The sequence below is a fragment of the Indolivaga alginatilytica genome (assembly GCF_003201355.1).
Classification (GTDB): Bacteria; Bacteroidota; Bacteroidia; order Bacteroidales; family Dysgonomonadaceae; genus Dysgonomonas_A; species Dysgonomonas_A alginatilytica.
On record NZ_QICL01000001.1, the window covers coordinates 573,046 to 597,293 of the forward strand.

At 38.5% G+C, this 24,248-nt stretch carries 15 protein-coding genes; 12 read left to right on the forward strand and 3 right to left on the reverse strand.

What is annotated here, in order from left to right; genetic code table 11:
* Nucleotides 1-57: 57 nt before the first annotated feature.
* From CLV62_RS02575 to CLV62_RS02635, 12 genes are all read left to right on the forward strand, one after another.
* Nucleotides 58-1,284, forward strand: coding sequence for a DUF2264 domain-containing protein (locus CLV62_RS02575; RefSeq protein WP_110309209.1), 1,227 nt, complete (start codon nucleotides 58-60; stop codon nucleotides 1,282-1,284).
* A 92-nt stretch (nucleotides 1,285-1,376) separates the two neighbouring features.
* Entirely contained in the window at nucleotides 1,377-2,621 is a 1,245-nt protein-coding gene (locus CLV62_RS02580; RefSeq protein ID WP_110309210.1) for a glycoside hydrolase family 88 protein, read from the forward strand.
* Nucleotides 2,622-2,982: 361 nt separating this feature from the next.
* Nucleotides 2,983-6,297, forward strand: coding sequence for a glycoside hydrolase family 2 TIM barrel-domain containing protein (locus tag CLV62_RS02585; RefSeq protein WP_245903971.1), 3,315 nt, complete (start codon nucleotides 2,983-2,985; stop codon nucleotides 6,295-6,297).
* 321 nt (nucleotides 6,298-6,618) lie between these two features.
* Complete coding sequence (kduI, locus tag CLV62_RS02590) at nucleotides 6,619-7,461, forward strand: 5-dehydro-4-deoxy-D-glucuronate isomerase (RefSeq protein ID WP_110309212.1); 843 nt, start codon at nucleotides 6,619-6,621, stop codon at nucleotides 7,459-7,461.
* Between the two features lie 156 nt (nucleotides 7,462-7,617).
* Nucleotides 7,618-9,126, forward strand: coding sequence for a glycosyltransferase family 39 protein (locus CLV62_RS02595; protein WP_110309213.1), 1,509 nt, complete (start codon nucleotides 7,618-7,620; stop codon nucleotides 9,124-9,126).
* A gap of 201 nt (nucleotides 9,127-9,327) precedes the next feature.
* Entirely contained in the window at nucleotides 9,328-11,583 is a 2,256-nt protein-coding gene (locus CLV62_RS02600) for a cation:proton antiporter domain-containing protein (protein WP_110309214.1), read from the forward strand.
* A 365-nt stretch (nucleotides 11,584-11,948) separates the two neighbouring features.
* Nucleotides 11,949-13,097: a phage portal family protein gene (locus tag CLV62_RS02610; RefSeq protein ID WP_110309216.1), complete on the forward strand. Its 1,149-nt coding sequence runs from the start codon at nucleotides 11,949-11,951 to the stop codon at nucleotides 13,095-13,097.
* A 42-nt stretch (nucleotides 13,098-13,139) separates the two neighbouring features.
* On the forward strand, nucleotides 13,140-13,655 hold the full coding sequence (locus CLV62_RS02615) for a DUF6712 family protein (RefSeq protein WP_110309217.1): 516 nt from the start codon (nucleotides 13,140-13,142) through the stop codon (nucleotides 13,653-13,655).
* A gap of 413 nt (nucleotides 13,656-14,068) precedes the next feature.
* Entirely contained in the window at nucleotides 14,069-15,301 is a 1,233-nt protein-coding gene (locus CLV62_RS02620) for an MFS transporter (RefSeq protein WP_110309218.1), read from the forward strand.
* Between the two features lie 104 nt (nucleotides 15,302-15,405).
* Complete coding sequence (locus tag CLV62_RS02625) at nucleotides 15,406-16,617, forward strand: AAA family ATPase (protein ID WP_110309219.1); 1,212 nt, start codon at nucleotides 15,406-15,408, stop codon at nucleotides 16,615-16,617.
* The gene (locus tag CLV62_RS02630) at nucleotides 16,611-17,273 is read left to right on the forward strand and encodes a DUF4276 family protein (protein WP_110309220.1); all 663 of its coding nucleotides are present in this window, start codon (nucleotides 16,611-16,613) and stop codon (nucleotides 17,271-17,273) included. Before CLV62_RS02625 ends, CLV62_RS02630 begins: the two co-directional genes overlap by 7 nt.
* A gap of 106 nt (nucleotides 17,274-17,379) precedes the next feature.
* Nucleotides 17,380-19,707 (forward strand): glycoside hydrolase family 20 protein, encoded by a 2,328-nt coding sequence (locus CLV62_RS02635; protein ID WP_110309221.1) that lies wholly within the window; start codon nucleotides 17,380-17,382, stop codon nucleotides 19,705-19,707.
* An 86-nt stretch (nucleotides 19,708-19,793) separates the two neighbouring features.
* On the opposite strand, the gene CLV62_RS02640 is transcribed toward CLV62_RS02635, so the two are convergent.
* From CLV62_RS02640 to CLV62_RS02650, 3 genes are all read right to left on the reverse strand, one after another.
* Nucleotides 19,794-20,273: an LIC11966 family surface protein gene (locus CLV62_RS02640; protein WP_146212682.1), complete on the reverse strand. Its 480-nt coding sequence runs from the start codon at nucleotides 20,271-20,273 to the stop codon at nucleotides 19,794-19,796.
* 285 nt (nucleotides 20,274-20,558) lie between these two features.
* A complete protein-coding gene (locus CLV62_RS02645; RefSeq protein WP_110309266.1) occupies nucleotides 20,559-21,845 on the reverse strand; it encodes a DEAD/DEAH box helicase in 1,287 nt (428 codons plus the stop codon).
* Between the two features lie 150 nt (nucleotides 21,846-21,995).
* Nucleotides 21,996-23,798 carry an alpha-L-fucosidase gene (locus CLV62_RS02650; protein ID WP_110309223.1) on the reverse strand — a complete coding sequence of 601 codons (1,803 nt, stop codon included), beginning with the start codon at nucleotides 23,796-23,798 and terminating at the stop codon, nucleotides 21,996-21,998.
* Nucleotides 23,799-24,248: the final 450 nt, after the last annotated feature.

A 24,248-nucleotide genomic window follows, 5' to 3' on the forward strand; every position in this document is an offset into this window, starting at 1 on the left:
AGCCTTAATATGTAATCGCTTTTATATTTTATTAAACCTCAAACAAATACTTGTACGATGAAAAACTGCATTTTAATACTATGCTTTTTGCTGAGCTTTACGACCTACGCTCAGAAAAAAGACACATCTCCCGAATCGGATCGAGCCTATTGGGCAAACCTCTGCTATAAAATCTCAGCCCCTGTATTAAGCAATATGAGCAAAGGCGAACTCAAAAAGAACATGGTTGTTGAACTAAGCCCCCAATGGGACAAAAGAGACATCAGTGTGACTTATATGGAGGCATTCGGACGTTTAATGGCGGGAATAGCTCCCTGGCTGAATCTGCCTGATGATAATACCGCCGAAGGTAAACAAAGAAAACAATTACGCGAGTGGGCGCTCAAAAGCTATGCTCATTCGGTCGATCCCAACAGTCCTGACTATTTAGGATGGAAAGGCCCGAGCCAGACTCTCGTCGATGCTGCTTATATAGCGACCAGCTTTATACGTGCGCCTAAAACGTTATGGGAACCTTTGGATCAGACTACCAAAGACAGATATATCAAAGAATTTAAAAGCCTTCGAACTATACAACCTCCTTACAACAACTGGATACTCTTCAGAGGTATAATTGAAGCATTTTTGGCCAGTATCGACGAAAAGCCGGATGGACTTGCGCTGTCATTAACTGTACGAAAAATGGAAGAATGGTATCTGGGTGACGGATGGTATTCGGATGGTGTAGAATATTCACTCGATTATTACAACGGATATGTGATGCACCCGATGTTGGTTGAAATAACCGAAATTATGGAAAGTAAGAAAATGTACACTGCTATCAGCTCCGATCTGGCAATCAGACGTATGCAACGTTACAATCAATTGATAGAAAGATTGATATCTCCGGAGGGAACATTTCCTGCTGTAGGTCGTTCCATGACCTATCGTATGGGATCGTTTCAACCGCTGGCTCTGGCTGTATGGAAATACGGATTACCTAAAAACCTTACCAACGGACAGGTACGAAGTGCATTGACAACTGTAATGAAAAATATGTTTTCGATTGAAGGCAACTTCGGAAAAGACGACTTTCTTCAATTAGGCTTCGTAGGGCATCAACCCGAATTGGCTGACTACTATACAAACAACGGCAGTTTATATCTTACCTCATTGGTATTCTTACCTTTAGGATTACCTGCCGATGCTCCTTTCTGGACTGCTCCTGCTGAGGAGTGGACATCTAAAAGGGCTTGGAGTGGAAAATCATTCCCCAAGGATTACCATGAATCAATAAAAAAATAAGGTCGGAAATTACATTTAAAATCTCATTAAAAACAACAGACAGAGACAATTATATAATACATCTATAAATATTACCTCAATACTTAATAACTATGAAAATTTTCAAAAACAAACTCTTGCCACTTTCCATTGTGGGAATCATGGCTTTCTCATGTACTCCGAAGGCGGAAAAAGTAAAAGCCGAATTTATCGATCAGAATGTAGCATTCGCATCTGCCCAAACTCTAAAGATGCTCGAAAGTGTGGGTGAGCCAACAGGCAAAAACTATCCTCGTACGCTCGATCCCGAAGGTAAATTGGTAGTCACCAATATGTATGACTGGACTCCCGGCTTCTTCCCCGGATCGCTTTGGTATCTGTATGAACTTACGGGCGACAGCACATGGCGCAATCAGGCTGCAAAATGGACTGAAAGCCTAGAGCCTCTTAAAACTTTCACGGGTCATCACGACTTGGGTTTTATGATGTATTGCAGTTACGGAAATGCTGAACGTTTGGCTCCTAAACCCGAATACAAAGATATTTTAATTCAGAGCGCTCAATCATTATCGTCACGTTATAGCGATGTTACCAAATGTATAAAATCGTGGAATTATCGCAAGGGTTGGAACGATACTACTGAATGGTTCTATCCAGTTATTATAGATAATATGATGAATTTGGAGATGTTGTTTTATGCTTCTAAAGTGAGTGGCGACAAACGTTACTACGATATTGCAGTGAGTCATGCCAACACAACATTAAAGAATCATTTCAGAGACGATTTCAGTACTTATCACGTGGTAGATTACGATACCATTACGGGTGTAGTAAAAGATCAGGCAACTTGTCAGGGTTACAGCGACAATTCAACTTGGTCGCGCGGACAAGCTTGGGCTATTTATGGCTATACAATGATGTATCGCGAAACAAAAGACTCTTCCTATCTTAATGCAGCTATCAAAGCAACAGACTTTTATTTAAAGAACTTACCCGAAGATCTTGTACCTCTTTGGGATTTCAATGTGGGACAAGAAGGTTTTACACCTGAAGGAAAATCGTATGCAGTGGAATTCAAAGAAAAACTAAGGGATGCTTCGGCTGCGGCAGTAGTATGTTCGGGATTGTTTGAATTGGGTCAGCTCACAAATAACAAAGCCTATATCGATTCGGCAACAAAGATGTTGAAAAGCTTGGCATCACCCAATTACAGAGCGACATTGGGTAACAATGGCAACTTCATTTTGATGCATAGTGTAGGAAGTATTCCTCACAAGAACGAAATTGATGTGCCTCTGACCTATGCCGATTATTACTTCTTGGAAGCGTTAGTAAGATATAAGAACCTGAAACAGTAAAAGGATTTACCATCGTAGGGTGTGTCAAAAGAGATTCAGCACACAGAATACACTGATATTATAGATTTTAGTACATCGTCCCTGTCCAGTCTTCGTTGTAGGGGCAGACCTGGGTGTCTGCCCGATATGAGGGCGAACACATAGGTTCGCCCCTACATCGCAAAAAAAATGCATCGTTGCGACTTAGCATTTAATATAGAAGTTCTGTGTCTTCTTTTGTTTCGGTGTAATCTGTGTTCTATTCAGCCTTTTGACACACCCTCACGGCTATCATAATTATAATATATTTAATAAATTCACATAATTAAAAAAAGACATGATTAAAAAACTATTTTCCATTTGCTGTATACTGGCAGTGGGGATGTCGTTAGGAGCTCAGGAGAAACTTCCTTTCTGGCGTGACATGAATGTTTTGTCGGTAAATAAAGAAAGACCTCGAACGAGCTTTATGTCATACGACAGCAAAGCCGAAGCTTTAACGGGAAAATACGAGAGTAGTAAATATTACGAGTTGCTGAACGGTACTTGGAAATTTTACTATGCAGACACTTACAAAAAACTACCTGCCAATGTTACAGACGCCAATACCAATACCTCAACCTGGAGCGATATAAAAGTGCCGGGCAACTGGGAAGTACAAGGCTTTGGGCTACCTATTTATATAAATCACGGATACGAGTTTCAACCTCGCAATCCTACCCCTCCGCTTTTGCCGGATGATAATGAGGTGGGTGTATATCGTCGTGATATAAATATTCCTGCCGATTGGATAGACAGAGATATTTACCTGCATATTGCCGGAGCAAAATCGGGTGTATATGTATATATCAACGGGAAAGAAATAGGTTACAGCGAGGATTCTAAGAACCCTGCTGAATTTCTTCTGAACAAGTATGTTCAACCCGGAAAGAACTCATTAGCTATCAAGATTTTCAGATGGAGTACAGGCTCATATCTCGAGTGTCAGGATTTCTGGCGTATCAGTGGTATCGAAAGAGATGTATTCTTGTGGTCGCAACCCAAAACTGCGGTAAACGATTTCAGAGTAGTATCTACATTAGACGATAGCTACAAAAACGGAATCTTCAAACTGGGTATTGATGTGAAGAATACAAGCTCAGCTGCATCGCCCATAAATATAAGCTACGAACTGATTGACGATAAAGGCAAAGTTGTTGCAACCTCATCAAGCACCTTAAACATAGATGCCAACAGCATGAAGACTGCTAACTTTGATGCAACTCTGAATAATGTAGCTACTTGGACTTCTGAATATCCTAATCTATACAAACTGGTTATGACTGTTCAGAAAGGAAATCAAACGGCTGAGGTTGTACCCTTTCAAGTTGGATTCCGTAAGATTGAGATCAAAGAAAGTGACTATATAGTGAATGGTAAGAAACAGAACCTTTTCTATGTAAACGGACAGCCCATCAAACTAAAGGGAACTAACATACACGAAGTTAGCCAATACACAGGGCACTACGTTACACCTGAAGAAATGCGTAAGAACTTCGAATTGATGAAGCTGAACAACATCAATACAGTTCGTTTGAGCCATTATCCTCAAGATCGTAAATTTTACGAAATGTGTGACGAATTTGGTTTATACGTATACGATGAGGCAAATATAGAGTCGCATGGTATGTACTACAATCTGAGCAAAGGCAAATCGTTAGGTAACAATCCCGACTGGTTGGCTAATCACATATACAGAACCGAAAACATGTTCGAAAGGAACAAGAACTATCCATCGGTAACCATCTGGTCGTTAGGAAACGAAGCCGGAAACGGATACAATTTTTATCAGACCTATCTGTGGGTAAAGGAGCATGACAAGGATTTGATGAATCGCCCTGTATGTTACGAACGTGCATTGTGGGAATGGAATACCGATATGTATGTACCTCAATATCCTTCGGCTGCATGGTTAGAGGAGATAGGTAAAGAAGGTAGCGACCGTCCCGTAGTACCATCGGAATATGCTCATGCAATGGGTAATTCGACAGGCGATTTCCACGGACAATGGAATGCTATCTACAAATATCCAAACTTACAAGGTGGCTATGTATGGGAATGGATAGATCATGCTTTGTTGGCATACGACAAGGATGGTAAACCTTATTGGACTTATGGTGGCGATTATGGCAAAAACATGCCTTCGGATGGAAACTTTGTGGCTGATGGTTTGATTGGTCCCGATCAACGCCCTCACCCTGCTATGGCAGAAGTAAAATATAACCTTCAGAACATAGCATTCGAAGCAGTAGACTTGTCGGCAGGTACAGTAAAAGTTACCAACAGATTCTATTTTACCGATCTTTCTAAATATCAGATCAAGTATAGAATCTATAAAAACGGTACTTCTATAAAAGAAGGTAATCTACCTTTATCGCTTGCTCCACAAACTTCTAAGACAGTAAACATTCCGCTAACAGGTCTAAAACCTGAAGCCGGCGTTGAATACTTCGTTAATTTTGAGGTAACAACCAAAGTACCCGAACCTCTTATTCCGGTAGGTCATATCATAGCTTACGATCAGTTTCAACTACCTATTGTAGCTGACAAGAAGGAATACAAATCGCCTAATGCTCCTGCTTTGAATATTGCTGAGCAAAACGGACTTGTTACTGTTTCGTCTTCTAAGGTGAATTTTACTTTAGACAGATCGAAAGGTATTGTAACTTCATACAAAGTAGATGGTCAGGAGTATTTTAAAGATGGTTTTGGTATTCAGCCTAACTTCTGGAGAGCACCTACCGACAACGATTATGGTAACAGAGCCCCTAGTCGTTTACAGATATGGAAGGAATCGAGCAAAGATTTTAAGATTGCAGATCTTAAAACGAGCAAAGAGGGTGACAATGTATTGCTAAGCGTAGATTATCTACTTGCAGCAGGCAATCATTACATAATCGATTATAAAATTTATCCATCGGGTGTAGTCAATATATCGTCTCGCTTTACAGCACTTAAAGAGGCAAAAGAAGCAAGTGTTGCAAAATCGGAAGCCGAAGAAATGGCAACCTACACACCCAAAGCCAAGGCAGAAGCTAAAGCCAAGAATAATGTATTGGAAGTGCCACGTATAGGTGTAAGATTCAGAGTTCCGGTGGGAATGAATAACATCGAATATTTTGGACGCGGACCTGAGGAAAACTATGTGGATCGTTTCATGGGTACAATGGTTGGTCAGTATAAAGCCACAGCAGAAGACCTTTACTATCCTTATGTACGTCCACAGGAAAACGGACATCATACCGATACTCGTTGGTTAACAGCTACTCAAAGCAATGGCAAAGGGTTACTGATTCAGGCAGAAAAAACAATCGGATTCAATGCACTGAGAAACTCGGTAGAAGATTTCGATTCGGAAGAAGCTGATGCTGAATATCAATGGAACAATTTCTCGGCAGCAGAAATAGCGAACAAGGATATGAAGAAAGCCCGTAATATTTTGCCTAAACATACACACATCAACGACATTACGCCTCGTGACTTTGTTGAAATTTGTGTGGACCTTAAACAACAAGGTGTAGCAGGTTACGACAGTTGGGGATCACGCCCAATACCCGAAGCTACTATCTATTCGGATGAGGATTACGACTGGGAATTTACCTTGATACCTGTATCGAATGCTAAAGATGCAGCCTCTAAAGCGGGATTGAAATATTAAATTTATCATTCCGAAAATACCAAATAAGAGGTAACATCCGCAAAGGTCTTACCTCTTATTTTATTCTTTACTTTTACTAATATCTTAACTATAAGGTCGCAGACCTTTTTATTGCTTTGGCCGGGCATAACAACCAGAGATAGTTATGCCGATAAATCATCGCATTAAATAGTTAGAATTACTTAAAAGCTGGCTTCTACACCTCTTAGTCAATCACAACATCGGCTAATTTGTAAAGTGCGATATGCAAATTGGATATTTTTTGCTATCTTAGCACGAAGAAAAAGAGCATATTTATTAACTCTATTATAATTAATTAAAATGAAAACAAGTATAGAAGAACGCTGGGGGACGCATCCTGATGATGTCAAAAAATATGACACAGCACAGTTGCGTAAAGAATTTTTAGTTGAAAAGCTTTTCGATGCTGATTCGGTATTGATGACTTATACTCACAACGACCGTCTGATTATTGGTGGTGCACTACCCGTAAAAGAAGCATTGAAGCTGGAGACTGTTGATTTGATCCGCTCAGAGTATTTCTGTGAACGTCGCGAATTGGGTATTATCTGTATCGAAGGCGAAGGCTCGGTTACGGTAGACGGTACTGAATATCAGTTAACATTTAAAGACGCTGTTTATGTAGGTCGTGGTTCAAAAGAAGTTATCTTCAAGAGTAACGATAGCAGCAAACCGGCTAAATTTTACTTTGCATCATCTCCTGCACACAAAGCATATCCTACTGCGCAAATTACATCCGAAATGCGTCGTACAAGAGACTTAGGAGTTAAAGCAACTTCTAACGAACGTTTGTTGAATCAAATTATCCTAAGCGAAATAGTACCTTGTTGCCAATTGCAAATAGGTATGACCGAGATTAAAGAAGGTAGCGTATGGAACACCATGCCTCCTCACACACACTCGCGTCGTATGGAAGCTTATTTCTACTTCAAAGTACCTGAGCAACAAGCAGTATGTCATTTCATGGGACAACCTCAGGAAACTCGTCATATTTTTATGGCTAACGAGCAAGCGGTTATCTCTCCATCGTGGTCTATCCACTCGGCAGCAGGCACAAGCAACTATACATTTATATGGGCTATGTGTGGCGAGAATCTTGATTATGATGATATGGATACTTTCACAGCAGATAAGCTAAGATAAGATCATACATTCTAAGCAATTAAATATAAAAACAACAGCTCTTCGGAATAAATCCGAAGGGCTGTTATTTTTATTATTCGCATCCTAAAATTTATAACGTGCTTTATATATCTTTACGAAAAAATATAGACAGAACTAATTGATCTATTTTCAACTATGAATATAAAGACCGGTATATTTTGGGCATTTATCATTGCAAAATTTATCATTCAGTATATCCTCATTAGTCCCGAATACGATTTGCATAGGGACGAATATCTGCATATCGATCAGGCGTATCACCTTGCATGGGGATATGCATCCGTTCCACCACTTACATCGTGGCTTTCTTCTATTATTTTATTATTGGGCAAAAGCGAATTTGTTGTCAAACTTTTCCCTGCCCTCTTTGGAGCTTTAACGATAACAGTGGTATGGAAAACGATCGAAGAACTCAAAGGCAATTTATTTGCATTGGTATTGGGAGCCACTGCAATTTTATTCTCTTCGCTTCTCCGCATCAATACACTTTATCAGCCAAACTCACTCGATATATTAATCTGGACTTCTTGCTATTTTGTTATTCTAAAATATATAAATACTAAAGAAAGTAAACATCTCTATTTTCTGGCAATACTGTTTGCTGTTGGTTTTCTGAATAAATACAATATTGTTTTTCTAATATTGGGATTGTTGCCTGCTCTCTTGCTTACCAACTTAAGGAAAGTATATACAAACAAGCATCTTTATTTTTCGGCAATTTTAGCATTGGTATTAATTCTGCCCAATTTAATATGGCAATACCAGAACGATTTTCCTGTTTTCAAGCATTTAGAAGAACTTACAAAAACTCAATTAGAAAACTCCAGCCGATTTACTTTTCTAAACGAACAAATCATGTTCTTTTTAGGTTCGCTTTTTGTTATTCTGGCTGCTTTCACGGCATTTTTCATATACGAACCTTTCCGTAAATATCAGGTTTTCTTCTGGTCATTCTTATTTACATTATTAATATTCACTTACTTCAAAGCCAAAGGATATTATGCTATCGGCTTATATCCTATCCTTATTGCATTCGGCTCGGTTTATCTGTCGGTGCTGCTCAGCAAAGGCCGGAGAAGGTATTTGCAACCCGTTGCCATTATTATCCCCATACTTTTATTTATTCCTACATTAAGTTTCCTTTATCCCAATGTACCGCCATCGGTACTTGAAGAACGATACAAAGAAATGGGTCAACCTCGTTGGGAAGATGGAAAAGAACATCCTATACCTCAGGATTTTTCGGATATGCTTGGATGGAAAGAAATGGCTCACAAGGTAGACAGTGCCTTAAATACCATTCAAGACAAAGAGCATACCCTCATCTTATGTAGCAATTACGGTGAAGCGGGGGCATTTAATTTTTATACGAAGAATAAGACTCATCAGGCAGTTTCATTTAATGCCGATTATATCAACTGGTTTGATTTGAGTAAAGAAATAAAAAATATAATTATGGTACACGATCTTACGGATAACGATCTGGATAGAGATAAAGAAAAACCATTGTTCGAAACTGTGGAGTATTTTGATGAAATAAGAACTCCCCTTGCTCGCGAGAAAGGTACAAGAATACATATTTTGAAAGATGCCAAAACCGACATTAATAAATTGATCTTACAAGAAATTGAAGAGAGGAAATGATTGCAGCTTAATACAATTTCATCCCATCAAATCATACACAAGCGATACATTACGCATAATGTCGAGACTGAATATTTCATCGAATTTCGCGTTTCTATTAACGTTATGCCACCGAATCTGTGGTTTTTCGCTCCTTTTTCGCTATATTTGCTTGAAAGCAGTCTAACTTAAAGACAAACGCTAAAAAAGAAATAAAATTCTATGTCGCATCTTCCACCTTTAGTAAGTGATTTGGCTCTTATTCTCATTACAGCCGGAATAGTAACTATATTATTCAAACTCTTAAAACAGCCTGTTGTATTAGGCTATATAGTCGCAGGATTTTTAATAAGTCCGCACTTTGTACTTTTCCCATCGGTAGCTGATATAGGCAACATAAGTACTTGGGCAGAAATTGGAGTTATATTCCTCCTCTTTGCTCTCGGACTCGAATTTAGTTTCAAGAAACTCATCGATGTAGGAGGAACCGCCTCCATTGCCACCCTCATAAATATGGGGTCGATGATAGCCATCGGTTATGTAATTGGGCAATTGATGGGTTGGACTCAAATGGAAAGTGTATTCCTCGGAGGAATGCTCTCCATGTCATCCACCACGATAATAATAAAGGCATTCAACGATATGAAGTTGCAAAAGAAAAAGTTTGCAAACATCGTATTCGGGATGCTTATAGTCGAAGATCTCGCCGCCATACTCATGATGGTACTCTTGTCAACCGTGGCAGGAAGCAGTGATATTGAAGGTGCCGGCTTACTCGAAAACGTGCTTAAGCTGGTATTCTTTATGATGATTTGGTTTGTGGTGGGTATTTATCTTATCCCTACTTTCCTTAAGAAATTAAAGAAACACCTCAACGACGAGACTCTTGTTATTATAGCCGTCGGCTTATGCCTTGGTATGGTACTATTTGCCGATACAGTTGGTTTTTCGGCAGCATTGGGAGCCTTTATTATGGGATCGATACTTGCAGAAACCATAGAGTCAAAACATATTGAACATCTTATAGAACCCATCAAAAACCTGTTTGGTGCAGTCTTTTTTGTTTCGGTTGGTATGATGATAGTTCCAAGCATAGTAATCGAATATGCGATACCCATTCTACTCCTCACCGTAGTAGTTCTTGTAGGGCGTGTAATCTTTGCCTCGCTCGGGGTTCTGGCTTCGGGTGAAGGGTTGAAAGTATCTATACAAGCAGGTTTCAGTTTGGCACAGATAGGTGAGTTTTCATTTATCATAGCTACACTTGGTATGCAATTAGGGGTTATCAGTAGTTTTATTTACCCCATAATAGTAGCGGTGTCGGTAGTTACTACATTTACGACTCCCTACTTTATAAAAGTATCAACACCCGTATATGAAGCTCTCGAAAGAAGAATACCTCCGAAGTGGGAAAAACTGATTACGGGTTATGCTTCATCGAATCGTAAAACTGTCAACAGACAAAATGATTGGAATGTTTTACTTAAGAAAGTAATCACAACAGTAGCCATCTATTTTGTATTATCGCTCGCTATATTCTTCACTTGTAGAGAATTATTATACTGGCCTGTTATGAGCTATATCCCCAATCTGGGTGGGCGTATCGCTGCGGCAATAATAACTCTACTACTCATGGGACCGTTTATGCGTGCCATAATGAAGAATAACAGTAAAACGGAAGAGCACGAAAGATTGTGGAAAGACAGCCATTTTAACAAAGGGGCACTTATTGCTCTCAACCTGTTGAGAATAGCGCTCTGCGTTACTCTTATCCTGATGGTACTTATACCTCTGTTCCCAAGAGCTACGGGTCTTCTGTTGGTTACCTCGGTGGTGATAGCTATCGGAATTACTTTCTTTCAAGGCTTTAAGAAGCAAACCAATAGAATGGAGAAACAGTTTCTTGAAAATCTGAACGACAAAGAATTGGCTGAAGATCTGGAGGGTACTATCAACCAACAAGTAAAGAACGATCTGCTGAATAAGAATATCCATTTAGAAGAGATCGAAGTTCCACAAAACTCTCCCCGTATAGGGAAGACGTTGGCTGAACTCAATTTCAGACAAACAACGGGAGTAGATATTGTAAGTATCATTCGTGGCGATCTCAAAATAAATATACCCGATCCCAACGAATACATTTATCCGTTTGATAAGCTTATTGTAGCAGGAACCGACGAAGAACTGCAAACATTTATGTCGACACTCGAAGAAAAGAGACTTGAACAACATACCGATACTCAATATCAGATCAGCCTGACACAATTCGAGCTGGAAGAGGGTTGTTCGTTGATCGGCAAAAAGATCAAAGATTCTCAGATCAGGGAGAAAACAGCAACCATGATTATCGGTATAGACAGGAATGATGAATCGATCACCAATATTTCGGCAGACACTATCCTCGAAGCAGGTGACATATTATGGCTTGCAGGTGAGCAGGATAAGCTCGATAATTTTGAGAAAAATATAAATACATAAGATTTTCTCTGATACAAAAATAAAGATGGCTGTCTCTTCTCGAAAAGACAGCCTGTTTTATATACAAATAATACACTTACACAGTAAAATCCTTTTTAGAAAAGTGGCTGTGCAAAGGTGGTTGTTTATTTGGATAACCTTTTTCACAGGTCCAATTGTGATGAAACACATTGAACTTTGCCCTAAAAGTACTGATAATAAAGGAATTTCAACAAAAAAAACAGAGTAATTTTTTGTGCAAAAAATCAGCTGCCCATTGGCATTTTCAAATTGAGAAAAAAAAGCCGTATCAACAACTGATCTAGTCTAAATTGCTGCTGTTTTTGATTCTTTTATCTATACTAAAAAGCATAAATAATCTTAGTATGAAGAATAAAAAGCAAATGGGATATTCCGTTATCAATCTGTCGGCAAACGTTGCGACCTACCCTACTTTTACCCGTAATACACGGGGATGGATCAATTATGGACATGACAATAACCTGCCTCAATCTATTATTGATTTGAATAACGAATCGGCTGTTAATAAATCTATTATAGAAAATAAAGTAGTCTATATTTGTGGAGCCGGAATAGACGATACATTATATTGCGGTCAGCCCAACACGAATGAAGACTGGGACACTCTCATCGAAAAGATCGCCAAAGATTATACTACTTTTGGCGGCTTTTGTTTTCAGGTAGTGGTGAATAAGAATGGAGCAAATGTGAGTTTATTTCATACCGATTTCAGTAAAATACGTGTAGGTGAAACTAATGAATATGGTATCCCTCTCAGCTTTTACATTTCCAATGACTGGCGGAAAACCAGCGGACAATATGCTCCGAATCAGATAAAAGCATATGCCTCGGAGGAACTTCAACAGGGGGTGCCTTACCTTTATTATTACAAGGATTATGAGCCAAGTCTCGATTATTATCCTGTGCCTCATTACTTTTCGGCTCTCAACTACATTGAGGCAGATGGTTTGTTAGGCAAATTTTACCGCAATTCTATCAATAATGGTTTTACACCTTCTGTTATCATTACCATTCCGAGCAATCCGAGTGAAGAGGCAAAACAGCAATTCAATAAAGACATGACGGCATCTTTTGCGGGAACTAACGGTGCTAATTCTATTGTTGTATTATATGGCGAGAGTCAGGATATTAAACCCGAGGTCACCTCTTTCTCGGCAAGTGAAAATGCTGATTTATACAACAATGTGAATGAGGTTATTTTTCAGAAAATTATATCGGCTCACAGGCTATCGTCTCCTACTCTGGCAGGAATTTCGGGTTCGGGAAATTTAAGTGGAAACGCAAGCGAAATCATCAACTCGTTTATCCTGTACAATTATACGGTTATTCATAAACTGAGACGTAAAATTCTGGACACGCTTAATATTTTTGCGATAAACAACGGATACAAGAAACTAGCCATAAAAGAACTGGAAGTTATTCCGGCAATAAAAGAATACGAGAATAGAGATAGCCAAGCTTCCTCAAACACAGAACCGACTCCAACTATCTAAGTCGAAAACAGGACTCCAACCTTTAAACAAAATTACAAACCGATGTATACACCGATAACATTAATAAATGAAGAGCTTTTTAAGCTGCACTCGCCCATCACGGGGAATACCGATCTCACAGAATTTGTTCCTTATCTATCTATTGCTCAGGAATTGTATATCGCACCGATATTGGGCGAATCGCTAATGAGTGAATTGAAAGAGCAGATTGCTCAAAACTCATTAACCGAGAGCAATGGAGATTTGATCGTGAAGATTGCTCCCGCCTTATCGTTCTTTTCTATCTATCAGGGATTACCTTTTCATTGGGCAACTATCGTGAATAAAGGTATAACGATTCGCGAAAGTGAAAATAGCAAGGGCATAGACATTAAGGATGTGGCTCAACTCCGCCGTTGGATTCGTGATGATGCCGAAATTTTTGTTGGCTTACTTGCTGATTTTTTATGTTCTTGTAAGGATAATTATCCTCTCTGGAAACCCGACCGAGATTATTGTTCTTCGTGCAATCAGCAATCCACTCATTTCGATAGTGGATTTTATTTTCCAAAGCCTTAAAATAAAAAGCACAAGTAAATAGTTTACTTGTGCTTTTTTTCTGAATTAGAGATTCTACCCCTTTAGATTCACCTCTTTTTTCGAAAACTAAAATTTTTGAACCAAACAAAATCGTTATCTTTGCACCACTCTAAATGCAATACATATTTGATGCAATGCTTTTAGAGTTATAATGGTTTTGCCTTTCAGGAATAGTGACCAAAACAAAAAACAGGTCTACGGCCTTAATTAAGAAATAGTACAATGTTTATTCTACGTCCTTATACAATGCTGCTTATATAGCTTAATAAATCCTATTCTTTTCTCTTCAAAATATCTTTTGGAGAACTTTTTCCCTCTTTTTTAGTTTATAAACTCAGACTTACTCTCTCTTCACATGAAGGAGCTGTTTGCTGTCAATAAAAAAATTCCCAATGAATAATAATTGGAAAAAAACATTCGCTATCATATGGAGTGGTCAACTATTCTCGACCCTCACCAGTTCTATTGTAGGATATTCGGTTGTATTTTGGTTGAGTCTGCAAACCGGTTCTGCCGAAGTATTGGCGTATGCAATGATTGCTACCCTTCTGCCACAACTGGTACTGGGACTATTTACCGGTGTGTTTGTAGATCGCTGGAACAGAAAACTTACAATGATTTATGCCGATAGCTTTATAGCCATTTGTACGGCCGTTATGTGTATCCTGTTTTACTTCGATACGGTTACCATCTGGCAAATATATATACTGCTGATCCTGCGTTCGGCAGGAAGTGCCTTCCATACACCCGCTATGCAGGCCAGTGTGCCGCTATTGGCTCCCGAATCGGAGTTGATGCGAGTAGCAGGTGTCAATCAGATAATTTTCTCTATCAGCAATATTGCAGGTCCTGCGTTGGCTGCATTACTTATCAATCTGATGGAAATGACATACGTTTTATCTCTTGATATTATTGGGGCAATTATCGCATGCACCTCTTTGTTATTTGTAACAATCCCCAATCCTGAGAAGAAAGACACAGAGCAAACTCCCAATATTATTGCTGAAATAAAAGAAGGTTTACATGCTATATTCAGTACACAAGGTCTAAAATGGGTGCTTATTTGCGATGTAATTATGCTGTTCTTTATAATACCGATTTCGGCACTATTCCCACTTATCACCCTGAAACATTTCTTGGGTGATACCTACGATATGAGCATCGTGGAAGCATCGTGGGGTGTAGGTATATTTATCGGAGGTATATTTATCGGCATGAAGAAAATAAAGATGATGAATAAAATAGTACTTATCGGAATTGCAAGTATTCTTATCGGACTTACTTCGCTCATATCGGGCTTATTACCTTCAAGCGGACTTATCTGGTTTATTGCCTTAACGGGTATCAGCGGTATTGGCGGCACTATCTGGAACAGTTCATTTACGGTAATACTTCAAACCAAAATAGATCCCTCGGTATTGGGTAGAGCATTCTCAACATACGACAGTATGATGCTACTACCATCCATTCCCGGATTACTTGCCACTGGTTTTGTTGCCGATGCAATCGGTATAACCAACGTCTTTGTAATTGCAGGAATTGCAATATGTTTGATAGGATGCTTGTTTTTCATCATACCATCGGTTGTGAGTTTAGGAAAGTCTACTGTGGGCAAATACGAATAAGGTTGTAAATCCGACTGACAAGGGTAATCCTATATTTTTTCAAGAAGAACTATTCCTTTGTATTGAATAATTATTAAATTTGAAAGAACAAATACCGTATAAGAATGATTCGCAGCATAACATTAGAAAACTTCTTTTCGTTTAAGGAAGAAACAATCATCGACCTCACAGATATAAACATTCTGCTGGGTATAAACGGCAGTGGTAAGTCTACCTTATTGAAAGCAATCAGACTGCTGCACGAAGCAGTTGCAGGTGTCGGTTTTGAGAATATCTTTCAAAAAGAATGGGGAGGATTCAACCAAGTGGTAAATACCAATGGAGGGCATGCTAAATTCATTAAGATAAAGTATAAGCTTGATGCAGAGGCTTTAAATAAAACAAAGCCATCTCGATCAAGTTTTAAATATCCCTATAACCCGACTTATCAGATAACAATACACCCAATAGGTTTAGTGGGTTATTATCTTAGCGAAATATTATTTGTTGAGGATAAGCTATTAGAAGAAAAAACTAGATATATTACAGATAAACCTATAGGAACTGAAGTAGCAGAATTCGATAGAAAAGGAAAACTGATTGAATATAAACACATTGATGACATTTCCTTTCAGGAATCAGTATTGCAACAAATTTCAGATCGTTCCCGCTATCCATATATGTATATGCTAAAAGAAGCTATCAAGCAGATTTCCGTTTATGACTATTTTAATACATCATCTGCAAGTCCTATCCGCAAACCATCGGATTATTCGACTGAAACAGTATTGAACCGCACAGGAGACAATCTTGCTCAGGTGCTATCTAAACTACAAATAAACAACTCTTTGGCTTACGATGAGATAGAAAAACTATTGCAAAGAGTAAACCCCAACTTTAAGAGTATTCAATTCGAACAATTCCCAAGCCAAATATACCTTTCGCTCAAAGAAAGTAATCTGAATAAAACCATTGGAGCCTCGCATATTTCGGACGGAACACTCCGTTTTTTACTGTATATGACCATGTTGTACAACCCCAACCGAGGAGGCTTAATTTGTATTGACGAACCCGAGAACGGCTTACACCCTGATATGATAAATACGCTTGCACAGGCGGTGAAGCACGCTTCGCAAACCACACAAATTCTGATTGCAACACATTCACCCTTGCTGGTCAATTGCTTCGAACTCGAAGATATTCTTGTTTTTGAGAAAGATGCCGAAAACAAAACAGTTGTTACACGAAAAAGTGAAGATGAATTTGAAGATTGGGAAGGCGAATTTATTCCCGGACAGATGTGGATAAGAGGGCAACTGGGTGGAAAAAGATGGTGACAACAAAAGAAGTAACCTTGTTTGTTGAAGGTGGTGCATTCGAAAATGATAATACTTCGACACAGACTGTAGATAATACACTGGCACTTAGGGAAGCTTTTTATAACCTATTTTCGGATCTGGGAATAAGAAACGTCTCACTCAAAATTGAAATGTCGGCAGGTTATAAAAATGCGTTGAAGCGTTTTTTAAACAAAGAAGATGTTCATAAGTTTCTTCTTCTGGATCTCGATAAACCAGAATCCCAAAAAGAGGAATGGTTTAAAGAAGCATCCGCAGAAACGAGTATTGACAGCACGAAACTTAATGATCAAAAAGACCAAATCTTTTTTATGATTCAGGCAATGGAAGCTTGGATTTTATCCCAACCCGATGCCATTGAGAATTGGGCTAAAGACAAAAAATACCTGAGAGTAAAAGCCGATAAACCCATCAGCGACGACAATAACCTAAAAGATAAACAACCGCAAGATATTCTACACCCTGACAAAGCTTTAGGAGTAATTACCGCTCGCTACTTTGAAAAAAGCAAAGGTAAAAAAGCTAAATATGGAAAACTTAGTTCTGCTCCCGATCTTTTAAACAAACTAGATCGAATAAAATTAAAATCTGATTTTATAGATGTTGAAGCTCTCTCTAATAAACTAAAAGCATAAAACTACCCTACCCCCCCTGAAATGTTAATTAAGATTTACTCTTAATATTCGTAACCTATTTTTCATATCTTTAAAAGTTGAATCTATCTAATAAAATTTTTCACTAATGAAAACATTGCAGAAAACTATCTTTAGCCTATTAGCTTCATTGCTATTAGTGGGATGTGCAGACAAGCCGAAAATAGAGGCTGACTACACGGTAATCCCTCTTCCTCAGGAAATAACGAAGTCCGACGGAGAATTATTCACCTTAAACAGTAGTACTAAAATCGTTTATCCAAACGGGAATGACATTCAAAAACAAACCGCAGAGTTTTTATCTGAATACATTAAATTGAGCACAGGTCTTAATTTGAAAGTTACAGATCAAGAATCAACAGACAATGTAATTATCCTGAAAGCTGATTATAAGAGCGAAAAAGCTGAATCGTATAATCTGACTGTAAACGGAAAACAAATAGTAATAAACGGATCGGATGAAGCAGGTACATTCTATGGTGTACAAACTTTACGTAAATCGATGCCTGCCGATGCTACACAGAACACAGTAGTATTTCCGGCAGTAGAAATCAAAGATTATCCCCGTTTCCAATATCGTGGACAACATCTTGATGTAAGCCGTCACTTTTTCCCTGCCGAATTTATCAAAAAATACATTGATATTCTGGCATTACATAATATCAACCGTTTTCACTGGCATATTACCGACGATCAAGGCTGGAGAATCGAAATAAAAAAACATCCGGAACTTACAAAAATAGGTTCGCAACGTGAGCAAACAGTAATCGGACGTAACTCCGGCGAATTCGACGGCAAACCTTATGGTGGTTTTTATACACAAGAAGAAATCAAAGACATAGTGGCTTATGCTCAAAAGAAATTTATCACAATCGTACCCGAAGTAGACCTTCCCGGACATATGTTAGCTGCTTTGGCTACTTATCCGAATCTTGGATGTACAGGCGGTCCATATAAAGTATGGGGCGAATGGGGCGTTGCCGATGATGTGCTTTGTGCCGGCAACGACAGCATTTATACTTTTTTGGAAGATGTGTACAGTGAAGTTATTGAACTATTCCCATCTAAATACATTCATATCGGAGGCGACGAATGCCCTAAAACCCGTTGGAAAACGTGTCCTAAATGTCAGGCAAAAATCAAAGCTGAGGGCTTGAAAGCGGATGCACATCATTCTGCTGAGGATAAACTTCAAAGCTATGTAATCTCTCGTATCGAAAAATTCTTAAACGACAAGGGTCGTCAGATCATCGGTTGGGACGAAATTCTTGAAGGAGGCTTAGCTCCCAATGCAGCAGTTATGTCGTGGAGAGGAATGGAAGGCGGAATAGAGGCTGCTAAACAAAAGCATGAGGTAATAATGACTCCTAACAGCCATTTGTATTTTGATGCTTATCAAACACGTGACATTCAAGACGAGCCTTTGGCAATCGGAGGATACACTCCTATCGAAAAAGTATATGCCTTTGAACCTGTGCCATCGCAATTGAGTGCAGACGAGCAAAAATACATTATCGGTACTCAAGCAAATTTATGGGTTGAATATATTGATGACACTAAACATGTAGAATACATGATATTGCCTCGTATGGCTGCCCTTGCGGAAGTACAATGGACTGAACCTGAGAAGAAAGACTTCAATACATTCTTGCCTCGCTTAAACAGAATGTTGAAGTTGTACGATCGCTTAGGATACAATTATGCTAAACACATATTCAATATATCGAGCAAGATAGAGCCTAGTTCAGACAAAAAAATAATTACCGTAACTTTAGCTACTGCCGATAATGCACCTATCTATTATACGCTTGATGGCACAACTCCAACGGATAAGAGTACAAAATATACTCAACCGATTGAAATAACTGCAAGTGCTGAGTTAAAAGCTGTAGCAATAAGAGAGGGAAATCCGAGCAAGATATATTCTGAGACTTTCAGTTTCAACAAAGCTACTTTGAAAAAAGTAAATCTTGAAAGCCAATCTCATGACCAATACACATACAACGGTGCTATTACACTTGTTGACGGAAAAAGGGGGAATAACTCATTTGGAAGCGGCGAATGGCTAGGATTCAACAAGAACGGCCTTATCGCAGTTGTTGACCTGGATGAGCCTACCGAAATATCGACAGTTAGTGTAGGTTCACTAATCAGTGCAGGTTCTTGGATCTTTAATGCAAGAGAATTTACTGTACTTGTTTCGGACGATAACAAAACCTTCAAGCAAGTAGCTAACGAAGCATATCCTGCTCTTACTAAGGACGAAGCTAAACTGCTTGATCTTACATTAACTTTTGCTCCTGTGAAAGCTCGATATGTAAAAGTTATTGTTAAGAACGAGCAATCTATTCCGGCTTGGCACGCAGGTAAAGGTAGTTCTGCATTTATATTTGTAGATGAAATAATCATTAATTAAGGTCACAGACCTTTATCATATAGGGAGGAGCAATATAAATAATATATTGCTCCTCTCTTATTTTTATTCCTGAAACCTAACTGTTATTATAAGCTGCTTCTAAAGTTAAACAGCACTTCATTCAGTTCATAATCTAATCCATTCATTTTATTTTGGATACTATTCAAGATTTCTGTTTCGATATTAGAATCTAGCACCTCCTCATTATTTGTTGCCATATGCAAACTAATTAATTTTTCATAATCCTGTGCTGCATCTTTAAAATTTGTTAGTCTTTTGATAGAGATATCTTTTAGAGAAGAATCTCCTTTGAAATCTCCCATTTCACTAACCTCATTCAATGTTTTATCTAAATAAGCAACCCAAGCAACCCAAGCTTGTTCTGCCTTCCCGTAATCGCCAGATTCAAGAGCTGATTCCAAATCATTAAAATCATCTTGTGACATATGTATCATTTCCATCAATTGATTACTATAATCCGCTCTATTATTCTCGCTTTTAGAACCGCCACAGCTACTCATAAATAAACAAAATGACATTAACGCGAATAACACTCCAGTTTTCATGTTTTATATTTATTTTAAGTAATACAAAATATTTAATGCTATATTTTAAAGTTATAATTAGCTAACGTTAATCTACTTGCCAAAGTAATAAAAAGGTCTGAGACCTTAAAATGTTTTACAAAAGCATATTTATTTTATCAGATAAAAGTAGACATTTTGAACGTAAATATCAACAAATACCAATAATCGAAACAGTACCACAAAAAAGCCATTCTTAGAATGGTATATATAAACAGAGCATTTCGATTATGAAATACTCTGTTGGTATATGATATCTATAAGACCTTAGTTCTGCTTTTTTATAATAACCTTAGTATTGCCCTGAGGACGTTGCGTTTTATTAGGGTTACGCTCCTGATGACCGCTTCTACTTTGATTTCTATTATTGTCACCACCTTTTGTCAGTTCGGGTTTTGGGCCTAAAGACGGGCGAGTCTGAGAAGGTAAGAAGCCATGCTCTTCCACTACGGGAATATTCTTCTTAATCAGCTTATGAATGTCTTTCAATAACGGCAATTCTTCACGATCACAGAAAGCAATGGCAACTCCGCTACGTCCTGCACGCCCTGTTCTTCCGATGCGGTGAACATAAGTCTCAGGGACATTGGGCAAATCGAAATTAAATACGTGAGAAAGATGATCTACATCTATTCCACGTGCTGCAATATCGGTTGCAATAAGTACACGTGTGGTTTTATCCTTGAAACTCTTCAATGCGTTTTGACGGGCATTTTGAGATTTATTTCCATGTATAGCTTCTGTCTTAACACCTGCTTTATTGAGTGCTTTCGCTACTTTATCAGAACCATGTTTAGTACGTGCAAATACTAAAACAGATTCCAAGTCTTTACTTTTAAGAAGATCAATAAGTAAGTCTACCTTATCTTTCTTATCTACATAATAGAGTGACTGGTCTATCTTGTCGACAGTGGAAGAAGCCGGTGTAACCTCTACCCGAGTAGGATTATGCAGAATGGTATTCGCCAGCTTCGCTATTTCTACGGGCATCGTTGCCGAAAAGAAAAGCGATTGTCTCTGCTTTGGCAACATGGGCAATATCTTCTTTATATCGTGTATAAAACCCATGTCGAGCATTTGGTCGGCTTCATCCAACACAAAAAACTCCAGAGTCTTTAAACTGATATATTTCTGACTGATAAGGTCTAATAGTCGTCCGGGTGTTGCAATCAGAATATCTATTCCTGCTCGCAAAGCATCGGTTTGTTTCTTTTGCGGAACACCTCCGTATATTACGGTGTGTCGTAAAGAAGTATATTTACTGTATTCCTTTACGTTTTCTTCAATCTGTATAGCAAGTTCGCGAGTGGGCGTTAAGACTAATGCTTTTATACCTTTTCTGCCACCATGTGAGTTTTCTTTATACAATTGTTGAATGATAGGAATAGAGAAAGCTGCCGTTTTACCGGTTCCTGTTTGAGCCACACCTAATAAATCGTTTCCCTCCAACAGGGTTGGTATCGCTTCAGCTTGTATAGGGGTTGGAGTTGTATAGTTTTGGTCTTTAAGAGCCCTTAATATTGGCTCTATGAGGTTTAATTGTTCGAATGTCATACTTTGCATGTACCGTTCACACGGTATAAATCGTTTTTTAGTGAGATGCAAAGATACAATATTTTTGCGTATCTGCTTCACAACTCCGTAATAAAGTAAAACAGCAATATCCTTTTACGGATATTGCTGTTTTTATATCTACCTATCTAATTATTGAGCAATTTTCAATGTCCATGCCGAACGCCCCGGTATCTCTGTAAATTTGACAGGAGTCATATCAACAATCAATTGTCCGTTTTCGTACTTCCAAGGAAGATTACCTTCTCGTCCAAGAAGTGATATAGTTGCATTATCGGCAGGTTTGTCGATATTCAACACACACTGATCGTCTTGCCACTCGAGAAGTATAGCATAAATATTATTTCCTTTTTGAGTATAAGCTACATACGTTTTCATCGAACCATATGTTGCATTCAAACCGTTTTGGTTTCCTGTATTGTCGGTATACAAAGCTGCGTAAGGAATTACCTCTTCGGCTTGCGATTTTGATGCCCACTTCACTTGGATTGATGCATTCTGAACGTCTTCAAAATACTCGACTTTTATAGGGTATTTCTGACCCTTTTTCAATTTAACAGTACTTGTGTGAGTAGCTGATGTTTGAGCACCTTGTACAAACCCATCCTGAGTTTGGTCTTGTTTGTTCCACTGATCGATAATCAGTTTCCCGTCTATCCAGACACGCACACCGTCATCGGCTTTAGCTGTGAATGTGTATTCTTCGCTGTAATTGGGACTGATATAACCGGTCCATTCTCCGGTGAAATGATCTACACGAATACGTGGATCTGGAGAGTTACGCACCCAATTGAAATCTATTGTAGAATCGATACGGGTAATATAGATTTGCTTTTCTTCGATATGCTTTTTATAAGCTCTTGTTCCATAGATAGCATCTCCGTTTATCTTCAACCACTGTCCAAGTTGAAGAAGCCTTTCTTGTTGAAGTAATGGTATCTGACCGTCTCCGGCAGGTCCTACATTCAACGTCAACCCTCCCCCATTAGCCACCAATGTTGCAAAATGGTGAATAAGATCGTCTTCTGTCAGGTAGTTTTCAAGAGGCTCATTCCTGTTTAAACCGAAAGAACGTCCAATTCCTCTAACTTCTGCCCAAGGGCGATCTGTCATTGTAATACCGGCACTGTATTCGGGAGTTTTAAATCCATAATCGGCACCTCCACCCCAGCGGTCATTCACAATAGCCTCCGATCCGACTAAGTTGTAGTACCAAGCTATCAATTCACGAGCATGCCATTGTTCGGCACTGTTCCACCACTCACCGTCTGTGAAGATCAGAGACGGACGGTATTTAGTTACTAATTCCTTAAACTGAGGAATCATGTGCGTATCTACATACTTAGCGATAGAATCATTCGGGTCTATTTCCCAATAATGAAGTGGGTTAGACCATTCGGGAAGTGAGTAATACAATCCCATTTTCAAGCCATCATTTTCTACGGCAGTAGTTAATTCTCCTACAATATCTCTTTTGGGGCCTGTTTCCACAGAGTTCCAACCCGGAGCATATTTACTGGGCCACATGGCATATCCATCGTGATGTTTTGATACCAGAACTACGTATTTGGCTCCTGAGTTTTTAAAAAGATCAGCCCATTCTTGCGGATTAAATAATTCGGCTTTAAATAAGCCTCTGAAATCTTCGTATTTAAAATCCTGTCCATATACTTTTTTGGCAAAATCAACAGCAGTAGATTTTCCGTCTCTCCACCCTTTGTAAGACCATTCGGAATATCCTTCCTTTTTAGTCCATGATGGAACCGAGTATAATCCCCAGTGGATAAATATACCTAATTTAGCGTCGTTAAACCATTCAGGATAACCCCGCTCTTTGATTGACTCCCAAGTTGGTTCTACTTTAGCCGTTTGAGCCTGTAGCGTAAAAGCAGACAGAAGCAGCAAACATGTTAATGTAAAGAAATTTTTCTTCATAATATTTCAGTGATGTTTTTATGGTATTACAAATATAATGAAAATAGAGGACAAAGAGAACTCACTATTTGTATTCAGACTAAGAGTCTGTTTAAATTTTAGCGAAAATATTCATTATAGGCTCTTTCAAATTAGTCTTAGCTATTTTTTTATGCTCTTTATTAGCGTATTTTCCGTTTCTCCCTTTCGATTTAGCCCGCTAAATCAGCAAGCACGAAGCGGAAAATTCATCTAAAAACAGCTATAAAAAAGATTAGCTATAAAATTTAAACAGACTCTAAATATCCCAAACATTCATCAGAGAAAAAATACAAGATTATTATTTATGCGAATCAGGAACTGAATTATTTTATCTATCTATGTAAGGATCAGTGAACAGTAAACAAGAAAAAAAAGGACTCGTAAAAAAGTGTTACTTTTGTTACTTTTGTAACCTTTTAAATCAGAAAC